A 23,911-nucleotide genomic window follows, 5' to 3' on the forward strand; every position below is an offset into this window, starting at 1 on the left:
AATTTTCCATTTTCAATTCTCAATTTTCCATTTTTCCCGTTCATACGATAAATGAAAGTGAGATGTAAAACATGAGTGTAAGCCGTTCTGAAAGCTACAAGGCTGCCGGCGTTGACGTTACCGCAGGCTATGAAGCGGTCAAGCTGATGAAGCCGATGGTAGAAAGCACCTTTACCAAGGGCGTTATGGGTACGCTCGGCGGCTTCGGCGGCCTGTTCCGTCCGGAGTTCAAGGGCATGAAGGATCCGATCCTCGTTTCCGGTACGGATGGCGTCGGCACCAAGCTCAAGCTGGCGTTCCTGATGGACAAGCATGACACCGTTGGCATCGACTGCGTTGCCATGTGCGTAAACGATATCGCCTGCTGCGGTGCACAGCCGCTGTTCTTCCTCGACTATGTTGCAGTCGGCAAGAACCATCCGGAGAAGATCGCACAGATGGTTTCCGGTATCGCAGAGGGCTGCCGTCAGGCAGGCTGCGCGCTGATCGGCGGCGAAACCGCTGAAATGCCGGGCTTCTATCCGGAAAACGAGTACGATATGGCCGGCTTCTCTGTCGGCATGGTCGATAAGGAAAAGATGATCGACGGCACCGGCATCAAGGCCGGCGACGCGCTGATCGGTGTTGCCTCCTCCGGCGTACACTCCAACGGCTATTCTCTGGTTCGCAAGACGCTCGGCATCAACGAGAAGTCGGTTCGCCGCTACATCGACGAGTTCGGCAAGACCCTCGGCGAAGAGCTGCTGACCCCGACCAAGATCTACGTTAAGGCGATCCAGTCCCTGATGGGCAAGGTTGAGGTTAAGGGCATCAGCCATATCACCGGCGGCGGCTTCTATGAGAATGTACCGCGCATGCTGCCGGCAGGCATCGTTGCCAAGATTGAGAAGGCTGCTATGCCGGTTCCGCCGGTATTCGACCTGATCGCAAAGACCGGCAAGATTCCGGAGCGCGACATGTACAACACCTTCAACATGGGCGCCGGTCTGGTTCTGGCCGTTGCCGCTGAGGACGCTTCCCGCGCGGTTGCAGCAATTTCCGCTGCAGGCGAGCAGGCTTATGTTATCGGCGAGTGCGTAAACGGCGCCGAAAAGGGCGTAGAACTCGTTTAAGTAAATTGAAAATGGAGAATTGAGAATTGGCGCTATCCTTGCGCGGGTTTTGTCCGCGCTGTGTGGTTCAGTGCAAAGCGATGTGTTGAATAATCGCGCTCTGCACGAATCCGCAATTCTCCATTTCATTTGTTTTTTGGAGAAAAATAAATGACAAAAATTGCAGTTTTGGTTTCGGGCGGCGGCACGAACCTGCAGGCGCTCATTGACGCACAGCAGGCGGGCAAGATCGAAAACGGACAGATTTCGCTCGTGGTTTCGTCCAACCCGAAGGCGTATGCACTCGAGCGTGCCGCAAAAGCGGCTATTCCCTCCGAGGTGCTGCGCCGCAGGGACTTTTCCGACGCGGAAGAGTACGGCAAGGCGCTTACCGCTCTGCTGGAGAACGCAGACATCGGTCTGATCGTGCTCGCAGGCTTCATGACCGTCCTGCCGGACAGCTTCTGCCGCCATTTCGAAAACCGCATTATCAACGTACATCCCTCGCTCATCCCCTCCTTCTGCGGAGAGGGCTTCTACGGTCTGCGCGTGCATGAAGCCGCGCTGGCAAAAGGGGTAAAGGTTACCGGTGCGACCGTGCATTTTGTATCCGAAGTGGTAGACGGCGGCGCAATCATCGCGCAGAAGGCCGTTGAAGTGGAAGATGGCGACACACCGGAGACCTTGCAGAAACGCGTCATGCAGAACGCGGAGTGGATTCTTCTGCCGCAGGCAGTATCCGACTTCTGCGCAGGCAGACTACGCGTGGACGGCGCTATCGTCCATAAAAACTGAACAGGAGTGACAGCATTATGAGCAAGAATGTTTTTGACATCAGCCAGGAGCTGATGAGCAACGCATATCCCGGCCGCGGCATCATTCTCGGCCGCACCCCGGATAATAAAAAGAATGTTATCGCCTACTTCATCATGGGCCGCTCGGAGAACAGCCGCAACCGCGTGTTCACCGAAACCGAGGACGGTATCCGCACCGAGGCATTTGACCCGTCCAAGATGGTCGATCCCTCGCTGATCATCTATCATCCGGTGCGCCTGTACAACGGCACCCTGGTCGTTACCAACGGCGACCAGACCGATACCATCGTGGACTATCTCAAGCAGGGCAAGAGCTACTTCGAAGCGCTCCGTACCCGCGAGTTTGAACCGGACGCGCCCAACTACACCTCCCGCATTTCGGGCGTTGTCAATCCGGACGGCTCCTACAGCCTGTCCATCCTCAAGAACTTCACCTCGGACCGCACCGCCAACAAGCGTTTCTTCTATGAGTACGATAAGCCGGTTGCCGGTCTGGGCCATTTCATCCATACCTATCAGTGCGACGGCGATCCGCTGCCGCCGTTCCGCGGCGAGCCGAAGTGCATCCGCATCGAGCTGCCCATTCACGAGTTCACCAACCTGCTCTGGAACAGCCTGAACGAGCAGAACAAGGTTTCGCTGTTCGTGCGCTACGTCGATCTCGAGACCGGCGAAGTTGAGCAGGAAATCCGCAACAAGAACGCAGAATAACTGCGGTCTGATGAGCAGAAAGGACTATTTATGAAAGAATTAGCCTTAAAGTACGGCTGCAACCCCAACCAGAAGCCGGCCCGCATTTTTATGACCGAGGGCGAGCTTCCGATTGAGGTACTCAACGGCAAGCCGGGTTATATCAACTTCTGTGACGCATTCAACTCTTGGCAGCTCGTCCGTGCGCTGAAAAAGGCGACCGGTCTTCCGGCAGCAGCGTCCTTCAAGCACGTTTCTCCGGCCGGTGCGGCGCTCGGCAAGCCGCTGACCGATATTGAGAAGCAGATGTACTTTGTTGACACCGACAAGGAGCTGTCTCCCATCGCATGTGCGTACATCCGCGCGCGCGGCGCTGACCGTCTGTGCTCCTACGGTGACTGGGCGGCGCTGTCCGACACCTGTGACGCAGACACCGCTTCCTACCTCGCACACGAGGTTTCCGACGGCATCATTGCGCCGGACTTCACCGCTGAGGCCCTCGAGATCCTCAAGACCAAGCGCAAGGGCGGCTACAACGTTGTCAAGATCGACCCGAACTATGAGCCGAAGCCGATCGAGCAGCGCGACATTTTCGGCATCCGCTTCGAGCAGGGTTACAACAACTACGAGATCAACGAGAGCCTGCTCACCAACATCGTTACCGAGAACAAGAATCTGCCGGAGAGCGCAAAGCACGACATGATCCTTGCGCTCATCACGCTCAAGTACACGCAGTCCAACTCGGTCTGCTACGTCAAGGATGGCATGATCATCGGTGTCGGCGCAGGTCAGCAGAGCCGCATCCACTGCACGCGACTCGCCGGCAACAAGGCCGACAACTGGTTTGTTCGTCAGCATCCGAAGGTTCTCGGTCTGCAGTTTGTTGACGGTATCCGCCGCCCGGACCGCGACAACGCGATCGACGTTTACACCTCGGACGAGTATGAGGACGTACTGGCTGAAGGCGTATGGCAGAAGACCTTCAAGGTAAAGCCGGAGGTGCTCACCGCTGAGGAAAAGAAGGCGTGGATTGCAAAGAATACCGGCGTAACCGTTGGTTCGGACGCATTCTTCCCGTTCGGCGACAATGTAGAGCGCGCACGCAAGTCCGGCGTTGAGTACATTGTACAGCCGGGCGGCTCCATCCGTGACGACAACGTAATCGAGACCGCGAACAAGTACGGCATCACGATGGCGTTCACCGGCATGCGTCTGTTCCATCACTAATGAAACTGCTGAAAGGCTATTATGCCTACTTAGCCGTATCCGGCGGACTGCTGCTCGGTCTGGCCGCGCAGAACAACTGGGCACTGCAGATGCTGGCATTCGCGCTGGTGTCTGCCGGTGCGCTGTCCGTGCAGAATGCGTCCCGCTGGTACATGCGCGCAAGCATTGCCGCGGACGTGACGATGGCGTTCAAGCTCATCCTCGGTCCGGCAGTCATCCCGCCCTGTCTGCTGCGGATTGTGCTGCAGTATGCGGCGCTCGTGCCGCTGCTGCTCACCGGCTGCATGCTGCTGATGGGTGTCAAAGACCAGATGCACAAGATCGGCCGCAGCACCCTGCCCGAATGGGTTTTGCTGGTGGTCTGGAGCACAGGCTGCATCCTTACGCTGCTCATCGCGCCCGGCTGGCTGAATGACTATCTGGCGCCGCTGGCGGCAAAGGCGGCAAACACGCTCCTGCCGATCGGCTATGTTGCACTTATTGTAGAAATGTTCCGCGCACAGCGTGTGTATTTACAAACGGAGGAACAATAAATGAAAGTTTTGGTTATCGGCGGCGGCGGCCGTGAGCACGCCATCGTCCATACATTGAAGAAGAGCCCCAAGGTGGACCACATCTGGTGTGCGCCGGGCAACGGCGGCATTGCCGCTGAGGCAGAGTGCGTTGCCATCAAGGCAACCGACATTGACGGCATGGTTGCTTTCGCCAAGGAGCACAAGCCGGATCTCGTTATGGTAGCACCAGACGACCCGCTTGCACTCGGCATGGTAGACGCACTCGAGGCCGCAGGCATCCGTGCCTTCGGCCCGCGCAAGAACGCTGCCATCATCGAGGGCAGCAAGTCCTTTGCGAAGGATTTAATGCAGAAATACAACATCCCGACCGCGGGCTACGCCGTTTTTGAGAACTCCGCAGACGCGATCGAGTACATCAAGAAGAACGGTGCGCCGATTGTTGTCAAGGCGGACGGTCTTGCACTCGGCAAGGGCGTTACCGTTGCTATGACCGAGGAAGAAGCCATCGAGGCAGTCAAGGACGCGATCGACGGCGGTGCATTCGGCGGTGCCGGTGCGCGTGTCGTTATCGAGGAGTTTCTGACCGGTCCGGAGGTTTCCGTGCTCGCCTTCGTTGACGGCAAGCACCTCAAGACCATGCCGTCCGCACAGGATCACAAGCGTGCCTACGACCATGACGAAGGCCCGAACACCGGCGGTATGGGCGCATTCTCGCCGTCCCGCTTCTATACCGACGACATTGCCGCCGAGTGCATGGAGACCATCTTCAAGCCGACCGTCGCGGCCATGGAGAAGGAAGGCCGTCCGTTCAAGGGCGTGCTGTATTTCGGCCTGATGCTGACCCCGAAGGGCCCGCGCGTTATCGAGTACAACGCTCGTTTCGGCGACCCGGAGACGCAGGCTGTCCTGTCCCGACTGGACACCGACCTGTTCGACATCTTCAATGCCGTTATCGACGAAAAGCTCGAGGACATTGACATCAAGTGGGCGGACAACGCCGCCTGCTGTGTCTGCATGGCGTCCGGCGGCTATCCGAAGTCCTACGAAAAGGGCAAGGAGATCACCGGTCTGGACGATGTGACGGATTCGTTCGTATTCCACGCAGGCACCGCTGTCAAGGATGGCAAGCTGGTCACGAGCGGCGGCCGCGTGCTTGGCGTAACGGCAGTTGCCCCCACGCTCGACGAAGCGATCCTCAAGGCGTATGCCGATGTCAAGAAGATTCACTTCGATAAGGCGCATTATCGCACCGATATCGGCGTAAAGTAAAAAATTGAAAATGTAAAATGGAGAATGGAGAATGGCGGTATCCGGCTGTGCCGGATTATTCAATACGCGCAATGCGCGTTCCGCAATTTTCCATTTTCCATTCTCAATTCTCAATTATTCATGAAAGAATGAGGAAAAAAGAATGAAAATCGAACAGCAAAATCAGATTTTAGGCTGCATGAACGATGTTCTCAACCAGAACGGCTTCCGTGCGGAAATCATGCAGAAGGACGACGCACCGACCATTCTGCGCTGCGAGGCAATGCGTCAGGGCAAGGTTGCCAAGGACGTTGTGATTGAAGCCTGCTTCATCCCGATGCAGCTGCCCGCAGAGGACATGGGTCTGCTGCAGTTCTTCGTTACGCTGTTTCAGGGTGCCCCGGAAAGCAACAAGGTGCAGCTTCGTCATGCATGCGATTACTGCAACAACTTCTGTGCGCTCGGCTCGTTCGGCTTCTTTGAGGAGGCCGGTCAGATTTACCTCAAGCACAACACACTGGTGGACGGCTCTCTCGAACTCGAGAAAATCATTCCGTTTGTGGCGGATAACATTTCCGTGCTGATTGCGGCAGTCTCCCGCTTCATCGACGGTCTGGCGCAGATTGCCTATGCAGGCATGACGCTCGACGCTGTTATCGAGCAGGACTTGTTCCCGAAGCTCGGCTAATTGCAAACAAGAAAACACCGCAGAGTAATGCTTAACCGTCGTAAGGAACTATAAGTCCTGCGGTTAGAGCAGAGAACGGTGTGACCGTTAAGGTCACGCCGTTTTTTTGCGTCCAAGGGTAGATTCTGCAATCATGGGTTCTGCCAGTGCGGGGATTTCCACATGGTCCCTTTCAAGAATCCGCGAAATCTGCTCTGGGCCTTTGCCGTCAATGCAGAGGTCAAAGACGCGCTTGACAATCTGGGCAGCATCCTCATCCAGAATCCACTTGTCCTTGCCGCTGCTCGTTGCCCTATCTGCCGTGTTCGTCCAAAGGGCGAATGGGACACATGACATGAAAGTGCGGATTGAAAATGCCGACGTCCTCCTTGTCGAGAGAATGAACGGCAAAGTCCACTACCATACCCCGGCTCACAAAGTTCTCCAACAAAAATTGCCTTGCCAGAGCGATGTTCTCCTGCATGGAAAACTCGTTCTGCAAGGCAATGTCTAAACTGTACGCAAGCTGTGCTTTCTTTCCGCGTTCGGCTTTCTCCACCACGTTCCAGAGGGTTTCACGGTCTGCATACTCCGATGGCGCATGCGATGGCAGCAGGATTTCAGAGCAGATCACGCACAGTCTGTGTCGATTTACTCCGGCTCATCCTCATCGAGCAGCGTGAGTACATCAATCGGCACGTCATTCTGCGTCACCTGCACATGCACATGGGTGCCGAGTGCGGATTCTGCGGGAATGCTGTCCGCGCACACGCCGAGCGCCTCACCGGCGGAGACAACCTGCCCTTCCTGCACGCGTACATCGTCCATGCCGCAGTACGACGAGGTCAGGCCGTTATTGTGCGTCAGTGTCACGCAGGTGCCGTACAGACCGTCCTCGGCAATCTGCTGTACAGTGCCGTCGGTCAGTGCGAGCACGGTTTCGCCGGCTTCGGCAGAGAAGTCTGTGCCGGCATGAACACGCCAGTCACCCATGGTCGGCTGGAACAACAGCGTGTCACCCGAAAACGGCGTCAGCACAGCTCCGGACACCGGCCGCACATACACGGGTGCGCTGACCGTCACCGCCGGTTCCGGCTCTGCCGCCGCGACCGGCTGTTCCTCGATCACTGACTCGGGTTCCTGCTCCTGCTGCGGAACGGTGGCCGGTTCGGTCGGTGCTTCGGCGGTCGAGTCGGCCGGTGCGATGATAGGCATGCCGGTGTCCGGCTCGACCGCGTTCTGCCGGTGTGCATTGCCCCAGATCACCCATGCGGATGCGGCGATGATGAGCGCACACAGCGAAAGAATGGTGTAGAATCCGCGGGTAGAGAGCGCCGCGGTGTGTTTGGATTGATATTGCTTCATGTCCCTTTACCTCCGTTGCTGACAGTATGGTCGGCTGCTGCGGAAAATATACGCGCCGCCGAAAATTTGCCGCACAGCGGACACTTCATCGGCAGATGCCGGATAGCCCACAAAAGGGGGGACGTCTGCGGATTGTACCCAATCGCCGAATGTGGTATACTATAGCAGTTCAGACAAATACTGCAACAAGTGCGCGCATACAGCACGCAAATACCATCGTCAATTTCACTTGACATGCGACAGCATGCCTGCGTAAAATTTCCTTGCTCTTTACGCGCTGTACACACTGCTTTTGCTGCATTATTCATCTGAACTGCTATAAACAAAGAAAAGAGAAACGCAAGGAGGGTAAAGACTATGGAACTGGCTGACTTTTTCGCGATTGACCGGCTGTCGCAGCACGACGAGGAACTGCTGATCGAATCCGCGATGCAGATGCAGCAGATGATGCTGCTGTACGAATCCGGCATCCGTGAGATCAAGACCAAGCTGGATATTCTAAGCGATGAGTCGCGTATTTCGGGCAAGCCAAGCCCGATTGATGCCATCAAGAGCCGCATCAAAAGCCCGCGCAGCATTATCAGCAAGCTCAAGCGGCGCGGATTCCCGATCACGCTGCAGTCCATGATAGACAATCTGAACGATATTGGCGGTATCCGCGTGATCTGTCCGTTTATCGAGGATATTTACACAGTAGCGGACATGCTCATGCGGCAGGATGACTTGACGCTGATCGAGAAGAAGGACTACATTGCCAATCCCAAGCCGAACGGCTACCGCAGCCTGCATCTGATCCTCGAGGTGCCGATTTTCCTCGCGGAACGCACGCAACCGGTACGCATAGAACTGCAGATTCGCACGATGGCGATGGATTTCTGGGCCAGCCTGGAGCACCAGCTGCGCTATAAATCCGATGTGGAGATTCCGGAGCATGTATCCGATGATTTAAAGAAGTGTGCGGATGTTATTGCGGAGACCGATCAGGAGATGCAGCGTATCGCAAAAGAACTGAAAGTGCTGTAAAAGGAGAAATTATGCAATACATACCCATTATAACCCTGATTCTGGTTGTTATTCTGTTGGGACTGGTCATCGTCCTGCTGACCCGCAAGCCGGAAAAGCCGGAGCTTCCGCAGCAAATTGACCCAACCGCATCCATTACTGCGCTCGGTACGCTCGTGACACAAAACCTGCGCGAAGGCCGGGAAGCACAGAGCAATCAGCTTTCCGCGATGGACAAGAGCCTTGGCGACAAAATGAGCGGTCTGACCGATCAGCTCGGTCGGTTTGAGACGCGTCTGCAGGGCTTTACGGCGGAAACAACGCAGAATCTGACCAATATCCGCGAAACCGTGGACAAAAACCTGCACACCTTCACGGGTGAGACAAAACAGAATCTGGAAACCATCCGCAGCACGATGGACAAGAATCTGCACACGTTCACCGGCGAAACCAAACAGGATTTGGAAACTATCCGCGAAACGGTAGATAAAAATCTGCACACCTTCACGGGTGAGACAAAACAGAATCTGGAAACCATCCGCGTTACAGTGGATAAAAACCTGCGTGCCATGCAGGAGGACAACAACAAAAAGCTGGACGATATGCGTCAAATTGTAGACGAAAAGCTGCAGAAAACGCTGTCTGAGCGCATGAATGAGTCATTCAAGCTGGTCAACGAGCGTTTGGAGCAGGTTTACAAGGGCCTCGGTGAGATGCAGACGCTGGCACAGGGTGTCGGTGATTTGAAGAAGGTGCTCACCAATGTCAAGACCCGCGGCATTGTGGGCGAGATTCAGCTGGGCGCGATCCTCGAGGACATTCTCGCGCCCGAGCAGTACGAGACCAACGTGGCGACCGTGCCGAACAGCCGCAATGTGGTCGAGTATGCGGTCAAGCTGCCTGTTGAGGACGGCAGCTTTGTCTGGCTGCCGATCGACTCCAAGTTCCCGGGAGACACCTACGGGGCGCTCCGTGATGCGTACGAGGAAGGCTCGCGCGAGCAGATTGACGCATGCGTCAAGCAGCTGATCGCCACTCTGAAATCCGAGGCAAAGGACATTCACGACAAGTATCTTGCACCGCCGCATACGACCGAGTTCGGCATCATGTTCCTGCCCTTCGAGGGACTGTACGCCGAAGCTGTCAGCCGCGGCATGGTGGAGATTCTGCAGCGCGACTATCATGTCAATCTGGCCGGTCCGAGCACGATGGCGGCGCTGCTGAACAGCCTGCAGATGTCGTTCCGCACGATTGCGATTCAGAAGCGCTCGGGTGAGGTCTGGAGCGTTCTGGGTGCGGTCAAGACCGAGTTTGACAAGTTTGAAGCCTGCCTGACGCAGACGCAGAACCGACTCGATCAGGCGAGCCGCGAGCTGGATAAGCTGGTCGGTACGCGCACGCGCGCTATCCGCCGCAAGCTGAAGGGCGTTACTGAACTCAGCGAGAGCGAAACGCAGAAGGTTCTGGATATCGGCACCGATTCGGAAGAAGAGTGAAGCGCTGAGCGGAAAGAGATTCTCAACCGCTTTCTCGGCAAAAGAAAACACCGCAGAGCAAGGCTTAATAGTGATAAAGTACTATTTAGCTTTGCGAGGGGCAGAGAACGGTGTGACCACAATGGTCACGCCGTTTTTCTGCGTCCAGGGGTAGATTTCGCAACGACTCCATCCCAAATTTTGTGTGTCCACAATCTCTACTACGCCGCAATCTAATTTCCCTCGCTCTATCATTTTGCATTACCTATTTCATTTACCTCATATACGAGAAAAAGCCCAGCTTTTGCTGAGCTTTTCGACTCTCGTACTTCGTGCGGCAGCACGCATAAAATAGAATTTGCGGAGCAAATTCATAAATTCCGAGAGCATGTATCTCGGAATTTATACAAGGGAAGAAAAAATGTGCCTGCAAGGCGCGGTTTTTCTTCGGAATTCGATCGAAAGCGTGGTTTCGATCGAGAGGCTGCTCGGAAAACGTTAGTTTTTCGACAGCCTCCGGTTATTTCGTTTGAAATAACCGGTTTTTCTTATTTTCCGATTCTGTTAAAAGTTTTTGTTCCGATTTGCGAGGGGCAATATACAGATACTGCCGCCGTATCGGCGTATGAGCCGAATATCTGACTTTAACCCCCAAAGAAACCCTATCTGTCCAACAACAGACAGGGTTTTCTCACTGTTACAGCACCTTTTTTTGCCGCCCGGAAGCTTTGACAGATTGAGCGTAGTCGCGGCCAAGCACGGCGCTGCACAGCTCTACCACGGCTGCGACCGGTGCATAGCAGAATACATCGTCGAAGCCGGTGCCGCCCTTTTCAATACCCATTTCGCGGTGATAAACACCCATCTTGGTGTGATAAGCGGCGTTAAACGCACCGACCGAGCAACTCATCGTCTCCGCAAGAGACGCCTCGCAGTAAGCGCGGGCTGCAGCGTGAACTTCATGCCCGGCTTGAATTTATCCTGATGCTTCGCGCCAACCTTGACGATATCGCCCGTGAACTCGTGCCCCATGACGGCCGGATGCTCAGCTACATCGGGATGCACGCGCTTGTGCCCGGTGCCGAGGATGGCACACTTGTAGGCGGACATACAGATGCTGTCGGATACGGCCTTGACCAGAATCTCATCATCGCGGATTTCCGGCAGTTCAAAGGTGTCCAGACGCAGGATCATTCGCAGCATGCAGACGTACAGCTCTTGTTTTCATAATAAAACTCTTCTTCACCATATCTTAAAACACGATAGATTTCAACAATTACAGCTTGGAAAAGCGTACTTTCGGAAGCAGCGCCTCGATAACCGAGCGCTCGGCGGCCTGTGTGCCGCTGCACATGACATTCGCGGCTCCGGTTGCAGTCGAGAGACGGACAGCGTCCTCTTCGCTCATATCCTGCGACTCGGCATACGCCAGCGCGGCCACCACGCTGTCACCCGCACCGACCGTACTGCCGACCGGAATCTTGAGTCCCTCAGCGTAAATCGTGCTGCCCTTGCGCAGATACAGCGCACCGCGGCCGCCTAGCGAGATAACCACCCGTTCGATACCGCTCTCCAGCAGCTTTTGACCTTCTGCGGTCAGTTCTTCGATGGTTTCCAGTTTTCTGCCCGCCAGACGCGACAGTTCATCATCATTCGGCTTGATGAGGTACGGCGCAGCCTTTAAGCCTTCCGCCAGTAAAGCGCCGTCCGCATCGAGGAACACCCGCGCACCTGCGTTTTTGCATGCACTCGTCCACACGCGGTAGGTTTCCTGCGGTGCGCCCTTCGGCAAGCTGCCCGCCAGCACCACAATGTCGCCTGCGTGCACCTCTGCCAGAAGGTCGTTCAGCAGCGCATCTAAATCTGCATTCGTGACGGTCAGACCCGGCTCGTTGATGTCGGTATTCGTGTGGCCGATCCGGTCGATGATTTTGATATTCGTGCGGGTCTGCCCCTCAACGAACCGGAACTGCGTGGTGAAATTCTCGTTTTCGAGCAGCTTTTCAAGCATTCTGCCGCTCTCACCGCCCAGAATGCCGACGGCGCGGCTCTCGCCGCCCAGTTTGGCAATCACTTTGCTCACGTTAATGCCCTTGCCGCCGGGATCCGTGCGCATTTCCGTGATGCGGTTGACCGTGTCAAGCGCCATACCCGGAATTTCTACCGTTTTATCCAATGCGGGGTTGAGTGTTACCGTATAGATCATGGAATGACCCCTTTCAGATATTTGAAACTGTTGAAACGAAAGCTATAATCAAAATAACAACAGTCCATATAAGCGTCAATCTGTTATTTCAACAAATAATCCCTTTCGTTTTTGTAAGGAATCACAAGAGCACATTCTCCCTGTAAATTCTGTTCTGCGTGCAAAAAAAGCGGCAATGCAGATGGAGTGCCCCAAAAAGTTAGACAATCTTTTGAAGTAAAAATTGTTCAAGCTGCCGAAAGGGCTTGTTGGCTGTGAACCGCAGTCGACAAGCCCTTTAATTTTGCCTTGATTCTGCGGTTGTTGTAGTAGTCCGGATAGTCAATAAGTTCCTGCTTGAAGTGTTCCATGGACTGAATTTTTTGCAGATACAGCAGTTCACTCTTGAGCAGTCCGAAAAAATTCTCAATCACAGCGTTGTCTAAACAGTTGCCCTTCCGGCTCATGCTTGGACGGATACCCTTTTTCACGAAGCATCCACTGGTATTGCTTGTGCTGGTACTGCCAACCCTGATCCGCGTGCAGGATTAGATTTGTGTTGTCCGGAATTTTTGCAAATGCCTTGTCCAACATCGTTGTCACCATGCTTAATACAGGTCGATCCGAAATCGTATAACTGACCAAATCACTGCTGTGCAAGTCAAGAATGGGCGACAAATACAGCTTTTCCCGAACAGGCTGAACTCCGTCACATCCGTTACCCATTTCAGATTTAGCTTCCGCTGTGATACGGCGATAGCCGTACCTCGAGCATCGTTTCGACCACCAGTTTCTTGAATTCCGGTGTGTATCGTTTGTTCAGTACTCCTTTTGGCATTAAAATCACCCCATCGGTTAGATAGTATATCACACTGTCTAACAAATGGGGTGCTGTTCAATAACCTCTCCTGGTTTTTCCTGTTCCGAACGCAAAGGGTCTCCCGCCATTCGGCGGGAGACCCTTTCTCATCTTATCGGCTTATTTACCGGTCTTTTCACACAGCTTCTGCATGATAACAGCTACCTGTGCACGGGTGGCCGTGCCCTGCGGGTCAAAACGGTTGCCCGATTTGCCGCTCAGCAGACCAGCCTTCTGCATTCTGGTTACAGCGTCCTTCGCGTAAGCGCGGATGCTTGCGCTGTCGGCAAATGCAGCTGCACTGCCGGTTTCCTCTACCTTGGTGCCGGTGGCGGTCAGGTAATTGTCCATGATAACCGCAGCCTGCTCACGGGTGATGAGCGCATTCGGATTGAAATGCGAAGCGTCCACGCCGGAAACGATCTTATTGGCTGCTGCCCAGTTGACGTATGCGTTGTAGTACATTTTGCTGTCTACGTCGGCAAACTGGCTCTGGGTGTTGTACGCGGAGATATCTGCGCCTGCCATACGGCCAAGCACGGTGACAAACATGCCGCGGGTCATGCCCTCGTTCGGGGAGAAGGTGGTTGCGGTCGTGCCGTTGAACAGCGCCTTATCGGTCACATATTCGATGGCATCCTTTGCCCAGTGGCCCGCGATGTCGGTAAAGGTACTTACCGTACCCTCAATGACCTTAACATTCTTGCCCACGGTGCCGTAGTTGTCGTAATCCACAGAGTAATCGTTGAATACATCATCGGATTCGTAGCCTACTGCATCGGTGAAGGTGCCCTCGTTCCAGTCTGCCAGCGTTGCCCAGGTATTGGTATTGCCGGCCTTGACGGTGTACGCGTTGATAACCGGAATATCGGTGGACTTCTCTGCAACAGAGGAGTTCAGTACGGTAGTAACGCGAACATACTTTGCACTGCCCAGTGCGGAAATATCAACCGTGTTCTTGCCGTTCTTCAGCTCTGCGGACTGGGAAGCCTTTACGGTCTTGCCGTCGTCCGAGGTCTCAACGGTTGCGGTTGCAGAAGCCGCGCCGGTAATCTCTGCGTTATAGGTAAACTGTGCTGCACTGCCGGTCATTGCGCGCCACTCGGTGGTGTGCGTGCCCTTGGTGACGATATTCTCCGGTGCGTAATCCAGCCATACGACCAGCTTGTCGCTTTCCGGACCCTTTGCAGTCGGATTTGCGTAAATCTGCTTATTCTCCTCTGCGGTCAGCTTGGTGGTGTAGAAGCGGAGCTGGCCGATGTCGCCCGTCAGCATGGTGTGCGTCTTGCCGCGGCCGCGGCCCGTCAGCAGATGACGGTGGAATGCAAAGCCGGAGTACATGGACTTGCCTTCCCAGTTGCGGATCTCAGAATCAAAATCCGGTGCATCGATGTGGCCGCTTGCCTTGGTATCCTCGTAGCTGTCGCCGCCGGTTGCACGATCAAAGCCGCCGGTGTACTGTACCCACTTGCCGAGGGTAACGCCGCCGCCCATATTCTCGTCGTCGTTCCAGAAGTACTCGCCGTTATCGTTGTTAAAGCCAATGCCATAGGTAACCATGCCGGTCTTGCGGACTGCCATGCGGAACAGGTAGTTGGTGCCGTAGCTGATGGAAGCGCCCTTCATCAGCAGCGGGTTGTGGTCCCACTCATCGCCCGTTGCCAGACGGTCGATGTTTGCCCAAACCATGCCGGTAACGCCGTTGTCTACCACATAGTTCTTGTTATCCGGAATTTCCACATAATCATCCACGCCGTCCAGGGACAGACCCCAGCCGCCGTTGTACTTAACGAGCGTCGGATTGCCGCGGATGATGCCGTCGTTGCCCTTGCCGGACTTATCCTTTACGATCGGGGTGCCCTGCATGGAGCCGAGCACGGCAACGGTCTTCTCTGCCGAGTTGCCGACCTTGACGGCATAGCTGCCGCCTGCCGGTGCCTTGTAGGCAAACTCAACCGTGCGGGTCTCGCCTGCCTTGAGCGCAGTCTTCTGCGAGGTAACGGCTGCGCCGTTGATGTACAGCACTGCCTCTGCGGTGCCGTCCTCATTGCCGATGTTCTGCACATCCGCCTTGGCGTAGATGACATCGCTGGTCGGCTCGCTTACCGTGCCGCTGCCAAGCTGCAGGCGCAGGTTGCTGTAGGTGTAGGTCGCCTTGCGGAAGGTAACATTGACAGTCTTGGTGTAGCTGTCCAGCTTGAGGGTATGCGTGCCGAGTGCAGAAAGCGTCAGCGGTGCGCTCAGCGTTGCGGACTCTCCGGGATTCAGACCGACAACACGCTCCTTGCCGCTCTTGCCGAACTCATACAGCCAACGGTCGGTGCCGTTGTCCTTGACACACATGGAGGCGGTCGCCAGACCCTTGCCGACATTGGTCACCTTTGCGGATACCGTAACAGTGCCGTTGGACTGAACGGTGTCCGGGGTGATGGAAATATCGCTGTACGCCAGCTTGGCGCCGTCCTTGGACAGCGTAACCGTCTCAAATACCTTCTCGCCGTCGCTGCTCAGACCCAGGTTCTTATAGGTCAGCAGACCGTCCTTGACGGTTACTTCGAGCATATCGCCCTTGCCGGTTGCAAGCAGGTTGGGATAGTTGTCGTTTAGGCGCTGATCCGGCTTGCCGGTGTCGATCTTGCCGTCACCGATGCGGGCATCGCCCTGGGTTACATACAGGGTATCCGCGCCGCGCTTCGGGTCAGCAGAAGCATAGCGGGAATACAGATGGGTATGGCCGCTGAACATGATATTCACGTTGCCGTTCTCCACGATGGAGGGAACGTACTTGCGGGTCAGGTCATCCTCGAACGGATGGTGCATGGTAACAACGCGGAAGTCAGCCTTCTTGGCATTGTCGGTTGCAAGATCGGCCTTGAGCCAGTCGAGCGACTCGTTTACAACGGCCTTGGTTGCCGCATCCGCCTCGCCGCCGCCTGCGGTGGAGTTCAGCTCGAACAGGGACCATGGGTTGCTGTCCAGCATATCGAAATGCACCGGACCGCAGTCAAACGCTACGTTGCGTCCGGTCTCGTTGGACTTATACTGCTCCTTCTGCACCTTGGTGACATACTCATCAAAGTAGGCACCGTAATCGTGGTTGCCGCTGTTGTAGATAACCGGCACATTGTGCAGGAACGAGCCGACATTCTGGAACCAGTACGGGAACTGATCCTTCTGAGAGCCGGTGCCCTCTACCATATCGCCGGTATGCAGGATAAAGTCCGGATCGAACTGTGCGATCACGTCGGAAACCTTGGTTGCCGTTTCAAAGCGATGGCTGTCGCTGACAACCACAAAGCGGATCTCATTCGAATTTTCGGGCAGCGTGCGGAAGTGACCTTCCACAGTCTGTCCGTCCTCGGTCTCAACCTTGTAGGTATAGGTCGTACCCGGAGTCAGATCGGTCAGGCGGGCACGATACATGTGCATGCTCTCACCCTTAAACTTTTCGCCCTCCTCTACCGGAACCTCGAGCGTTTTCTTGTCCGCATCGCTCGTACCGTAGGTAATGGTGGACTTCATCGGTTTATCCAGTTCCCAAACGACAACCATGCCGTTTGTTTTCGGGGTCATCAGGTACGGACCCGTCAGGAAGGAGCCGGTATCCGTCCTTCCGATTGCGAAAGCAGTGCTCGGCACCAGTGTTGCCAGCATCACGGCCGACAGCACACCGCTGAGCAGCCGCCGCATACGCGAAGATTTTTTAGCCATTTTCTTTTCTCCTTTCTCTTCACGGTACGGCTGCTGCCATACCGCCGCGTCTATGTTAAACCTTTTAAGTTAAGGCAATACCGCATAATTGAACAAGAGTGATTTGCGAGTAAATTTTGCGTACTGACGAGGCCCAGTTTTGCGGTAATACTTGATGTATTACCGTGAAACTGCAACAAAGTCAGGACACAAAATTTCTGCAAAGCACCGCGGCAGTGCGACCGGAGCCTGCACAAGGAGCCGCCGCTTTAATTGTGCGGTGTTGCCTTAAGGTTCGCGCGCTGTAAATATGCGTGTCGAAGTACGAAATCAGCCGCGTTCGGTTCTCGCCTGCCCACTCCAGATCGTAGGTGATGAGCTTGACCTCGTCCAGCGGCGGCAGTCCGTCCGCTGCGCGGGCGGTGCTGTTTGCCGGAAGGCGGCAGCTTTTCGCTTCGATATAGCATTCCTCTCCGCGGGAAGAGGTCAGCCAGTCGATAAAGATGCGGGCGTTTTCGCGCTCCTGCTCCGGTGCACCACGCACAAGCGCGCACGCGCCGATCTCATAGCCGGTGCCGTCTGCCGGACTGCGCACCTCAATGGGATAGCCATCCAGCGCCGCGCGGAAGGCGTCGTGCGAGAACACAATACCGACGGCATATTCGCCGTTTTTTACCCGCTCTGCCGGCTCCACACCCGAACGGGTGTACAAACCGACGTTTTGGTCTAATTTTTGAAGATACTCCCACGCCTTGTCCTCGCCGCGCATCTGCACAAGCGTTGCCAGCGTGGTATACGAGGTACCCGAGCTTTTCGGAGTTGCCATCACAATCTGTCCTGCCAGTGCAGGCGACAGCAAATCGTCCCAGCAGGTCGGCATCGGCGTTCCCGTCCGTGCAAACCAGTCGGTGTTGCAGGCGAAGCACAGCGTACCGATGTAGATCGGATTCCACACGCCCTGCTCATCCTGATAGGCTTCGGGCACATCGGTCAGCTCGGGACTTTGATACGCCTCCAGCAGACCGGCCTCTCGCAGCTGAATATAGTTATCCGCCGAGCCGCCCAGCAGCACAGAAGCCTGCGGGTTGTCCCGCTCCTGCTCGAGCCGCGCGGTCATTTCTCCGGCAGGAAGATGAATACAGTCCACGGTGATGCCGGTATCCTTGCGGAAGGCACTGCAGTACAGCAGCGTTTCCGACTCCGGCAGCGGACTGTAAACGGTAAGATGGTCATATGTCGGTGTTTCTGTCCCCTCCTCCATCGCATGATCGTGCTCCTGCGGTGAGGGATCGTTCTGCTGCTGACCCGTACAGCCGCAGAGCAGTCCGGTCAGCAGCAGAACAACAGGAAGAAAACATATTCTTTTCATAGCTTCCACCTCGACACAAAAGGCGGGCAGTTTTTCTCTGCCCCTATACTATAACAGTTTAAGCGGCTTCGCTCTACCGTCCATCATCCGATAAAATTTTACCATTCAAGAAGGCCGTTCCTGAACGGTGAATTTCTTACGATATTATTTTAGGCAGTACCGCATAATTAAGCAAGAGCGATTTGCGAGTAAATTTTACGGACTGACGAGGCGTGGTTTTGCGGTAATACTTGATGTATTACCGCAAAATCACAACAAAGTCAGGGCACAAAATTTCCGCAAAGCGCCGCAGCTTTAATTGTGCGGTATTGCCTCATCTCTCTTCCGACCGGCTGCGGTACTCGCGCGGCGAAACACCGACGTGCTTTTTGAACAAATAGCTGAAATAGTGCGAATCCTGATAACCGACGTCGAACGCAATATCGCTCATGCGGCTGTTGCCCTCGGTCAGCAGATGCTTTGCCGCCTCGATGCGGACAGCGGTCAGATATTCGACAAAGGTCTGACCAGTCTCCTGCGAAAACACGGTGGAAAAATGGTTCGGACTAAAGCCGACCTCTGCCGCCACCATGTGCAGTGAAATACCGCTGTCCGCATAGTTTTCGCGGATAAACTCCTTTGCACGGCTGATTTCCGCGCTGTATCGCACATTCTGATGGCGATAACACAGACGAGTCATGCGGCCGAGCACCTCGGCGGCACAGGCCTTTGTGCCCTCGAGCGTCGCCGCCTGACCGAGCACCGCCTGCGGATCCTCCGGAGGCGGAATGCTGCCTGCCTGCACCTCATCAGCCAGCTGAGAGGCCGTGACGAGCAGGTTCATTAGCAGATAATATCGGTACAGCACGCTCTGCACGTCCTGCGCCGCAGAGCCACCGAAGTAGCCCTCGACAATACGCGGCACGTCCTCGGGGGCGGCATGCCGCAGCTTGTCCGCCAGCGAGCCGCCCGCCGAGAAATCGAACTCGTGCTGCACACCGGCAAAGTCCGTGCTGCCGAATACGCCGTCCTCCGCACATGCGGAGGCCTGCAGCAGTGTATCCTTCGCTGTGCGGTAGCTTTCCGGCAGGGCGCTGACACGGGAGACTGGTGCGCCAATCGCGCACAGTGCGTTCCAGCCCAGCACCCGACAAAGCTCGTGCCGCAGGTTCTGACAGAACTCGTAGGCGGTTTCGCGCACAGTTTCCTCGGTCTCTCCGCGCAACAGAAGCACCAGCCGGCGGCTGCCGCGGAAAAAGGCGCAGACCTCGCTTTCCTCGCCGCACAAACGCTCGGTCAGCGCGCGCACCTGCTCCTGCACGGCATTTTCCGGCAGACGCACGATGCACACCAGATACTGCTTTGCTGTCAGCAGCAGCCCCCAGCGTTCTCCCTGTACAGCCGCCTCTGCAGTCGGTACGCTGCCCGAGAGCAGGTCGTTGAGAAAATGCTCACGCAGTACGTCCTCCTCGCGCTCACTGCGGCTGTTTACGCCTGCCGAGCGAAGCTGCTGCTGCTCCTGCTCAATCTGCTCGGCAACCTGTCCGAGCGTTTCGAGCAGCTGCGCCGAGCTGACCGGCTTGAGCAGATACGCATCCGCGTGCAGCGAAACCGCCTTCTGTGCATACTCAAATTCATCGTGTCCGCTGAGGAACACAATACGCAGCCATGGCATGGTGCGCCGTACAACCTTTGCCAGCTCCAGACCGTCCATAAACGGCATGCGGATGTCCGTAATGAGCACATCCGGCTTCATTTCCATCAGCATAGGCAGTGCCATTTCGCCGTCCGGCGCCTCACCTGCAAATAGAAAGCGTCCCTGCTCCTTTTCAATGCAGTTGCGGATGCCGTCCCGGATGATCTCCTCATCATCCGCAATGAATACACGCATCATAGCGTTTTCCCCTCCTGTTCGTCCGGTACGGTGAAGCTGATGCGTGTGCCGTGCCGGTATTCACTCTCAATCGTCAGTCCGCAGCCGTAATACAGCCGCAGGCGCTGTTCTACATTGCGCAGACCGTAGCCGCCCTTGCCGTCCGGGTCAAGCGGCGCGCCATTCTGCAGCGAGGTCCGTACCTCGGCAAGACGCTCCGGTGTCATGCCCATGCCGTTGTCCTCCACGGCGAAGTACATGCCTCCTGCCTGCCTGCGACCGGTCACGGTAATCTGTCCTCTGCCGCGTCTGCGCTTAATGCCGTGATAAATCGCGTTTTCAACCAGCGGCTGCAGCACGATTTTCAGCATATACCGCTCGTGCAGCGCGGGATCAATATCAATCGTATACCGCATGATGCTGCCGTACCGCACCGACTGAATCTGCAGATAGTTTGCAACGTGCTGTTCCTCGCGCTCGACCGTGATGTAATCCGCGCCGCGGCTGAGCGAGATGCGCAGAAAGCCGGTGAACGCCATCGTCATCTCGACAACCTCGCTGTTGCGGCCCTCTTCAGCCAGCCAGACGATGGTTTCCAGCGTATTGTACATGAAATGCGGCGTAATCTGCGCCTGCAGCGCCCGCAGTTCGGCTTTTTTGATGGTCTTTTCCTGCTCGACCCGCTCATGAATGAGCGCACCCAGCTGCTCCGCCATTGTATTGAGATCGTGTGTCAGTAGATGCAGCTCGTCGATCTCAGTCGGCGGGACGCGCTCGGTCAGCTCACCGGCGGCAATGCGGTTGGCAAACTGCTCCAGCTGCCGCAACGACGCACCGATCGCGCCTTCCAGATTGTCGGATGCCCGAATAGTCAGCCAGACCATCACGCCGACCAGCACAATGAGTGCAAGCGCTGCCGCACCCAGTCCGTGCTGAATGCGGGCGTTGAAACGGCCCATGCGGGCGATCTCATTCTCGATATAGCGGTCAAGCATGCTGCCCGCCAGATGGCCGACGCTGTGAATCTCGCGGTACAGCGATTCGTTGCGGCTGACCGCGGCACCGGCGTCCATCTGCGTTTCCAGCTGATCAACGTAGCTGTCGATCGTGCGGATGGCGCGCAGCGCCGCGTTGAGATACTGTGCCTCGTCCTCTCCGGCACTGTCCAGCATGTCGTTCAGCTCGTGCAGAGCGCTGTCAATCAGCATCCGCTGCCGTCCATCCTCGAAGGAAATGCGGCCGGAAACCACGTTCCACACCTCATCCGGCAGGTCCTGCACCAGCACAGTACGAACCTCGGAGGCACGGGTCGTCAATGCAATATCCGCGCCATAGCGCTGTGTCAGAACAACCAGCAGACCGGCCAGCACGCACACCGGAAGGATCATGCAGACCACGCTGCGCAGCAGCGACTGCCGCAGCAAGCCGTGCAGGCTGTGATGGGTTTTACGCATCGGCCGTTCCCTCCTCCGTCAGCACGGCGGTATCCGCCAGAGCGATATAGGGCTTCCACGGTGCCTTCGCAATCTGCTGGGCTGCGTCTGCGGTCAGTTCAGCCAGCTGCGTATCATCCAGTGCGCCGATTACGGCAACCTCCCCTTTTTTCTGCAGCGCGCGCAGCTCTGCACCGCCGCCAAACGCACAAATCAGCACATCCTTGCCCGGTTTACGGCCGTGGCTGTGCAGATAATCCACTGCACCGAGCGCCATGGCGTCATTCTGGGCGAAAATGTAGCCGATTTCGTCCAGATGGTCCTCCATCTCCTCCAGTATTTCGCAGCCGCGCGAGCGCATGCCGTCGCCGCACAAGCTGTAGGTTACGGTCAATCCGTGTTCCTCCAGAGCCTCGCGGCAGCCGCGTGCAATCTCTCTTGCGTCCGAAGCATTTACTGTGCCGTAAAGCTCCAGTACACCGTCCCGCGGCATGCGCTGCTGCAGAAGCGCATCCGCCGCCTGCTCGGCGAGCGACGCATAATCAAATCCAATATGCTGCAGCGGCACATCATCCACGCCGCGTATCGCGCGGTCTATCGACAGCAGCGGCACAGAGGCGGATTTTGCTTCGCGCAGCACGTTGTCCCAGCCGCTTTCCACCAGCGGCGTAAATGCGATTGCGTCCACCTGATACACGATCAGCGCACGCACGGCTTCAATCTGTGCCTCCTGCGTGCGCTCGACCGGCATTTCCAGCACTTTGAAGCCATGTTCCTCCGCCGCATGTACAAGCGCTTCGGACTGCGCTTCGCGCCGGTCATCCTCTGCCGCCGTGGTGACAATGCCGAGCACCGGCACATGGGCATTCTCTTTTTCCGGCTGTGCCAATCCCTGCAGCAGCCGCAGCATCACAACTGTGCAGAGCAGCAGCAATGCCGCCCCTTTCCATCGTTTCATGGTTTTCTCTCCGTTTCTCTTTCTCTCCTGAATGATTTAATCATATCATACTTTGAAGGAATGAGCCAAATGTATTTAACCATAGTATAAAAACTATCCAAATAAGCGTCCATGATATTGTGCATATTTCCTCGCTTGGACAGAGAAATATCTTCCGGCGCAGTCGGATCTACTTGCATTGGCTGTTGATATGCGGTATAATATGATTACACAAGGAAAGACAAAAGTGCACATCGTGCACGCGAAAAGCCCCGGTGTTCCAGCACCGGGGCTTTTCTATGCCGTTTGGTATGAGGCGACTTATTCCTCAGGCTGACTACCGGTTACTGTTTCTGTCCAGCCATTTGCAAATGTAATATGCAACTACACTCGCCACAACAGAAATAAGGAAAGACAAAGTGATAGACATCGTGCACACCCCCATTCTCTACCTTTTGGGGAGCGGTAGCATAATCAGTATATCATAGCCGCAGCGAATCGACAAGTATCGACAAAAGGAGCGCAGATTGCAAACATCTGCGCTCCTTTTGCACCTGTATTACCGATTATCTTTTTCTGTCGGAATCTCCGTCTGCTCGGCTTCGCGCGCCTTCCTGCGCCGACGGCGCAGGACCGCAACAGCGCCGCCTCCGGCAGCAGCCAGCAGGAGCACCGGCCAGAACATCACCGCACCGACGATGAGCGCGCGAACCGCGTTAACCAGACCGCGTGTTCCGGTCTTAGCCGCCTGCGCGAGCTGTGCGCCGAAGCCGCTGCCTTCTGGCGTTGCGGTCAGCGTCTGAACCTCTTTCAGATCCACATAGAAGGTCGAAAATCCGACCAGATCATCGTAATGGCGCTTAGAGCCGGTCAGCGAGTCGATCTCGTATTCGCAGTCGGCCAGCGCGTTCTCGAGAGAGATAATATCCTCCATCTTATCCGCCTGATCGAGCAGCGCTAGCAGCCGCTCGTGCTTGGTGGTCAGCGTTGCCAGACGGGTTTCGATATCGGTATACTGCTCGGTCACGTCCTCGCTCGAACGCGAGCTGTACACCACATGCACGCTGCTGCCGAGCTGCTCGTAAAACGCCTCAAACTTCTCCTGCGGAATGCGCAGGACATAGCTTGCATGCCGGCTGCCCGCATCGCCGGAAAGACTGCTCGATTCAAGATAGCCGCCTGCATCCGCTGCCATTTTCTCAATATCTGCAGAGGCTTTGTCGAAATCCTGCGTTTCGAGCGTCAGATTAGCGTTCAAAATCAGCTTGGCATTCTTTCTCACCGCAGAAAAGTCCGCACCGCTCTCAGCGGTATCTGCCGACGCTTCCTCGGTCCAGCCGTTCATGTCACCCGGCATACTGCCGCTGTCACCGGCTGCCGCCGATGCCGAATTGCCGACGCTTGCTCCGCAGGCGGAAAGCAGCAGCAAAAGTGCAAGGAACAGGGGGAACAATCGTTTTTTCATAACAGACACCTCGTTTCTTGAGCGGT

At 55.9% G+C, this 23,911-nt stretch carries 18 protein-coding genes and 3 pseudogenes; 9 read left to right on the plus strand and 12 right to left on the minus strand.

The window, feature by feature from the left end; translation table 11 throughout:
* Positions 1 to 71: 71 nt before the first annotated feature.
* From purM to PGY33_RS09075, 7 genes are all read left to right on the plus strand, one after another.
* Positions 72 to 1,112 (plus strand): phosphoribosylformylglycinamidine cyclo-ligase, encoded by a 1,041-nt coding sequence (gene purM, locus PGY33_RS09045; RefSeq protein ID WP_117492082.1) that lies wholly within the window; start codon positions 72 to 74, stop codon positions 1,110 to 1,112.
* A 150-nt stretch (positions 1,113 to 1,262) separates the two neighbouring features.
* Complete coding sequence (gene purN, locus PGY33_RS09050) at positions 1,263 to 1,886, plus strand: phosphoribosylglycinamide formyltransferase (RefSeq protein WP_118360631.1); 624 nt, start codon at positions 1,263 to 1,265, stop codon at positions 1,884 to 1,886.
* Between the two features lie 17 nt (positions 1,887 to 1,903).
* On the plus strand, positions 1,904 to 2,617 hold the full coding sequence (locus PGY33_RS09055) for an IMP cyclohydrolase (RefSeq protein ID WP_270478303.1): 714 nt from the start codon (positions 1,904 to 1,906) through the stop codon (positions 2,615 to 2,617).
* A gap of 30 nt (positions 2,618 to 2,647) precedes the next feature.
* Positions 2,648 to 3,823 carry a phosphoribosylaminoimidazolecarboxamide formyltransferase gene (locus tag PGY33_RS09060; protein WP_270478305.1) on the plus strand — a complete coding sequence of 392 codons (1,176 nt, stop codon included), beginning with the start codon at positions 2,648 to 2,650 and terminating at the stop codon, positions 3,821 to 3,823.
* Positions 3,823 to 4,356, plus strand: a complete 534-nt coding sequence (locus tag PGY33_RS09065) for a hypothetical protein (protein ID WP_270478307.1) — start codon at positions 3,823 to 3,825, stop codon at positions 4,354 to 4,356. The genes PGY33_RS09060 and PGY33_RS09065 overlap by 1 nt, the downstream gene beginning before the upstream one ends.
* Positions 4,357 to 5,607 carry a phosphoribosylamine--glycine ligase gene (gene purD, locus PGY33_RS09070; RefSeq protein WP_270478309.1) on the plus strand — a complete coding sequence of 417 codons (1,251 nt, stop codon included), beginning with the start codon at positions 4,357 to 4,359 and terminating at the stop codon, positions 5,605 to 5,607.
* Between the two features lie 142 nt (positions 5,608 to 5,749).
* Positions 5,750 to 6,274, plus strand: coding sequence for a hypothetical protein (locus PGY33_RS09075; protein ID WP_270478311.1), 525 nt, complete (start codon positions 5,750 to 5,752; stop codon positions 6,272 to 6,274).
* A gap of 295 nt (positions 6,275 to 6,569) precedes the next feature.
* Here the strand turns inward: PGY33_RS09075 and PGY33_RS09080 are convergent.
* Positions 6,570 to 6,887 (minus strand): annotated as a pseudogene (locus PGY33_RS09080) (MobA/MobL family protein); the annotation flags it as partial.
* 17 nt (positions 6,888 to 6,904) lie between these two features.
* Positions 6,905 to 7,618: a M23 family metallopeptidase gene (locus PGY33_RS09085; protein WP_270478313.1), complete on the minus strand. Its 714-nt coding sequence runs from the start codon at positions 7,616 to 7,618 to the stop codon at positions 6,905 to 6,907.
* A 357-nt stretch (positions 7,619 to 7,975) separates the two neighbouring features.
* Here PGY33_RS09085 and PGY33_RS09090 point away from each other — a divergent pair, with 357 nt between their 5' ends.
* A complete protein-coding gene (locus PGY33_RS09090) occupies positions 7,976 to 8,641 on the plus strand; it encodes a GTP pyrophosphokinase (RefSeq protein WP_117492072.1) in 666 nt (221 codons plus the stop codon).
* Between the two features lie 11 nt (positions 8,642 to 8,652).
* Positions 8,653 to 10,116 carry a DNA recombination protein RmuC gene (gene rmuC, locus PGY33_RS09095; RefSeq protein WP_270478315.1) on the plus strand — a complete coding sequence of 488 codons (1,464 nt, stop codon included), beginning with the start codon at positions 8,653 to 8,655 and terminating at the stop codon, positions 10,114 to 10,116.
* A 676-nt stretch (positions 10,117 to 10,792) separates the two neighbouring features.
* Here the strand turns inward: rmuC and PGY33_RS14490 are convergent.
* The 10 genes and pseudogenes from PGY33_RS14490 to PGY33_RS09140 form a co-directional block, all read right to left on the minus strand.
* A complete protein-coding gene (locus PGY33_RS14490) occupies positions 10,793 to 11,005 on the minus strand; it encodes a hypothetical protein (protein WP_442865571.1) in 213 nt (70 codons plus the stop codon).
* A 26-nt stretch (positions 11,006 to 11,031) separates the two neighbouring features.
* A pseudogene (locus PGY33_RS14495) lies at positions 11,032 to 11,323 on the minus strand (alcohol dehydrogenase catalytic domain-containing protein); the annotation flags it as partial.
* Positions 11,324 to 11,371: 48 nt separating this feature from the next.
* The gene (pfkB, locus tag PGY33_RS09105; RefSeq protein ID WP_270478317.1) at positions 11,372 to 12,301 is read right to left on the minus strand and encodes a 1-phosphofructokinase; all 930 of its coding nucleotides are present in this window, start codon (positions 12,299 to 12,301) and stop codon (positions 11,372 to 11,374) included.
* A 227-nt stretch (positions 12,302 to 12,528) separates the two neighbouring features.
* Positions 12,529 to 13,020 (minus strand): annotated as a pseudogene (locus PGY33_RS09110) (IS3 family transposase); the annotation flags it as partial.
* Between the two features lie 239 nt (positions 13,021 to 13,259).
* Entirely contained in the window at positions 13,260 to 16,850 is a 3,591-nt protein-coding gene (locus tag PGY33_RS09115; protein ID WP_270478318.1) for an S-layer homology domain-containing protein, read from the minus strand.
* Positions 16,851 to 17,031: 181 nt separating this feature from the next.
* Positions 17,032 to 18,198 carry an ABC transporter substrate-binding protein gene (locus PGY33_RS09120; protein ID WP_270478320.1) on the minus strand — a complete coding sequence of 389 codons (1,167 nt, stop codon included), beginning with the start codon at positions 18,196 to 18,198 and terminating at the stop codon, positions 17,032 to 17,034.
* A gap of 313 nt (positions 18,199 to 18,511) precedes the next feature.
* Positions 18,512 to 20,071 (minus strand): response regulator transcription factor, encoded by a 1,560-nt coding sequence (locus tag PGY33_RS09125; protein ID WP_270478322.1) that lies wholly within the window; start codon positions 20,069 to 20,071, stop codon positions 18,512 to 18,514.
* Positions 20,068 to 21,504 (minus strand): sensor histidine kinase, encoded by a 1,437-nt coding sequence (locus PGY33_RS09130; RefSeq protein ID WP_118753651.1) that lies wholly within the window; start codon positions 21,502 to 21,504, stop codon positions 20,068 to 20,070. The genes PGY33_RS09125 and PGY33_RS09130 overlap by 4 nt, the downstream gene beginning before the upstream one ends.
* Positions 21,497 to 22,441: a substrate-binding domain-containing protein gene (locus tag PGY33_RS09135; protein ID WP_118479903.1), complete on the minus strand. Its 945-nt coding sequence runs from the start codon at positions 22,439 to 22,441 to the stop codon at positions 21,497 to 21,499. Before PGY33_RS09135 ends, PGY33_RS09130 begins: the two co-directional genes overlap by 8 nt.
* A 538-nt stretch (positions 22,442 to 22,979) precedes the next feature.
* A complete protein-coding gene (locus PGY33_RS09140; RefSeq protein ID WP_270478324.1) occupies positions 22,980 to 23,885 on the minus strand; it encodes a DUF4349 domain-containing protein in 906 nt (301 codons plus the stop codon).
* Between the last annotated feature and the right edge of the window lie 26 nt (positions 23,886 to 23,911).

The sequence above is a fragment of the Butyricicoccus sp. AF18-9LB genome, from assembly GCF_027684505.1.
Taxonomy (GTDB): Bacteria; Bacillota; Clostridia; order Oscillospirales; family Butyricicoccaceae; genus Agathobaculum; species Agathobaculum butyriciproducens.

Bases quoted from the DNA above. Each gene is read 5' to 3' on its own strand.
- purM (WP_117492082.1), top strand. From the start codon at position 72: ATGAGTGTAAGCCGTTCTGAAAGCTACAAGGCTGCCGGCGTTGACGTT.
- PGY33_RS09125 (WP_270478322.1), bottom strand. From the start codon at position 20,071: ATGATGCGTGTATTCATTGCGGATGATGAGGAGATCATCCGGGACGGC.
- PGY33_RS09120 (WP_270478320.1), bottom strand. From the start codon at position 18,198: ATGAAAAGAATATGTTTTCTTCCTGTTGTTCTGCTGCTGACCGGACTG.
- purD (WP_270478309.1), top strand. From the start codon at position 4,357: ATGAAAGTTTTGGTTATCGGCGGCGGCGGCCGTGAGCACGCCATCGTC.
- PGY33_RS09115 (WP_270478318.1), bottom strand. From the start codon at position 16,850: ATGGCTAAAAAATCTTCGCGTATGCGGCGGCTGCTCAGCGGTGTGCTG.
- PGY33_RS09085 (WP_270478313.1), bottom strand. From the start codon at position 7,618: ATGAAGCAATATCAATCCAAACACACCGCGGCGCTCTCTACCCGCGGA.
- PGY33_RS09075 (WP_270478311.1), top strand. From the start codon at position 5,750: ATGAAAATCGAACAGCAAAATCAGATTTTAGGCTGCATGAACGATGTT.
- purN (WP_118360631.1), top strand. From the start codon at position 1,263: ATGACAAAAATTGCAGTTTTGGTTTCGGGCGGCGGCACGAACCTGCAG.
- PGY33_RS14490 (WP_442865571.1), bottom strand. From the start codon at position 11,005: ATGAGTTGCTCGGTCGGTGCGTTTAACGCCGCTTATCACACCAAGATG.
- rmuC (WP_270478315.1), top strand. From the start codon at position 8,653: ATGCAATACATACCCATTATAACCCTGATTCTGGTTGTTATTCTGTTG.
- PGY33_RS09090 (WP_117492072.1), top strand. From the start codon at position 7,976: ATGGAACTGGCTGACTTTTTCGCGATTGACCGGCTGTCGCAGCACGAC.
- PGY33_RS09065 (WP_270478307.1), top strand. From the start codon at position 3,823: ATGAAACTGCTGAAAGGCTATTATGCCTACTTAGCCGTATCCGGCGGA.
- PGY33_RS09130 (WP_118753651.1), bottom strand. From the start codon at position 21,504: ATGCGTAAAACCCATCACAGCCTGCACGGCTTGCTGCGGCAGTCGCTG.
- PGY33_RS09060 (WP_270478305.1), top strand. From the start codon at position 2,648: ATGAAAGAATTAGCCTTAAAGTACGGCTGCAACCCCAACCAGAAGCCG.
- PGY33_RS09135 (WP_118479903.1), bottom strand. From the start codon at position 22,441: ATGAAACGATGGAAAGGGGCGGCATTGCTGCTGCTCTGCACAGTTGTG.
- pfkB (WP_270478317.1), bottom strand. From the start codon at position 12,301: ATGATCTATACGGTAACACTCAACCCCGCATTGGATAAAACGGTAGAA.
- PGY33_RS09055 (WP_270478303.1), top strand. From the start codon at position 1,904: ATGAGCAAGAATGTTTTTGACATCAGCCAGGAGCTGATGAGCAACGCA.
- PGY33_RS09140 (WP_270478324.1), bottom strand. From the start codon at position 23,885: ATGAAAAAACGATTGTTCCCCCTGTTCCTTGCACTTTTGCTGCTGCTT.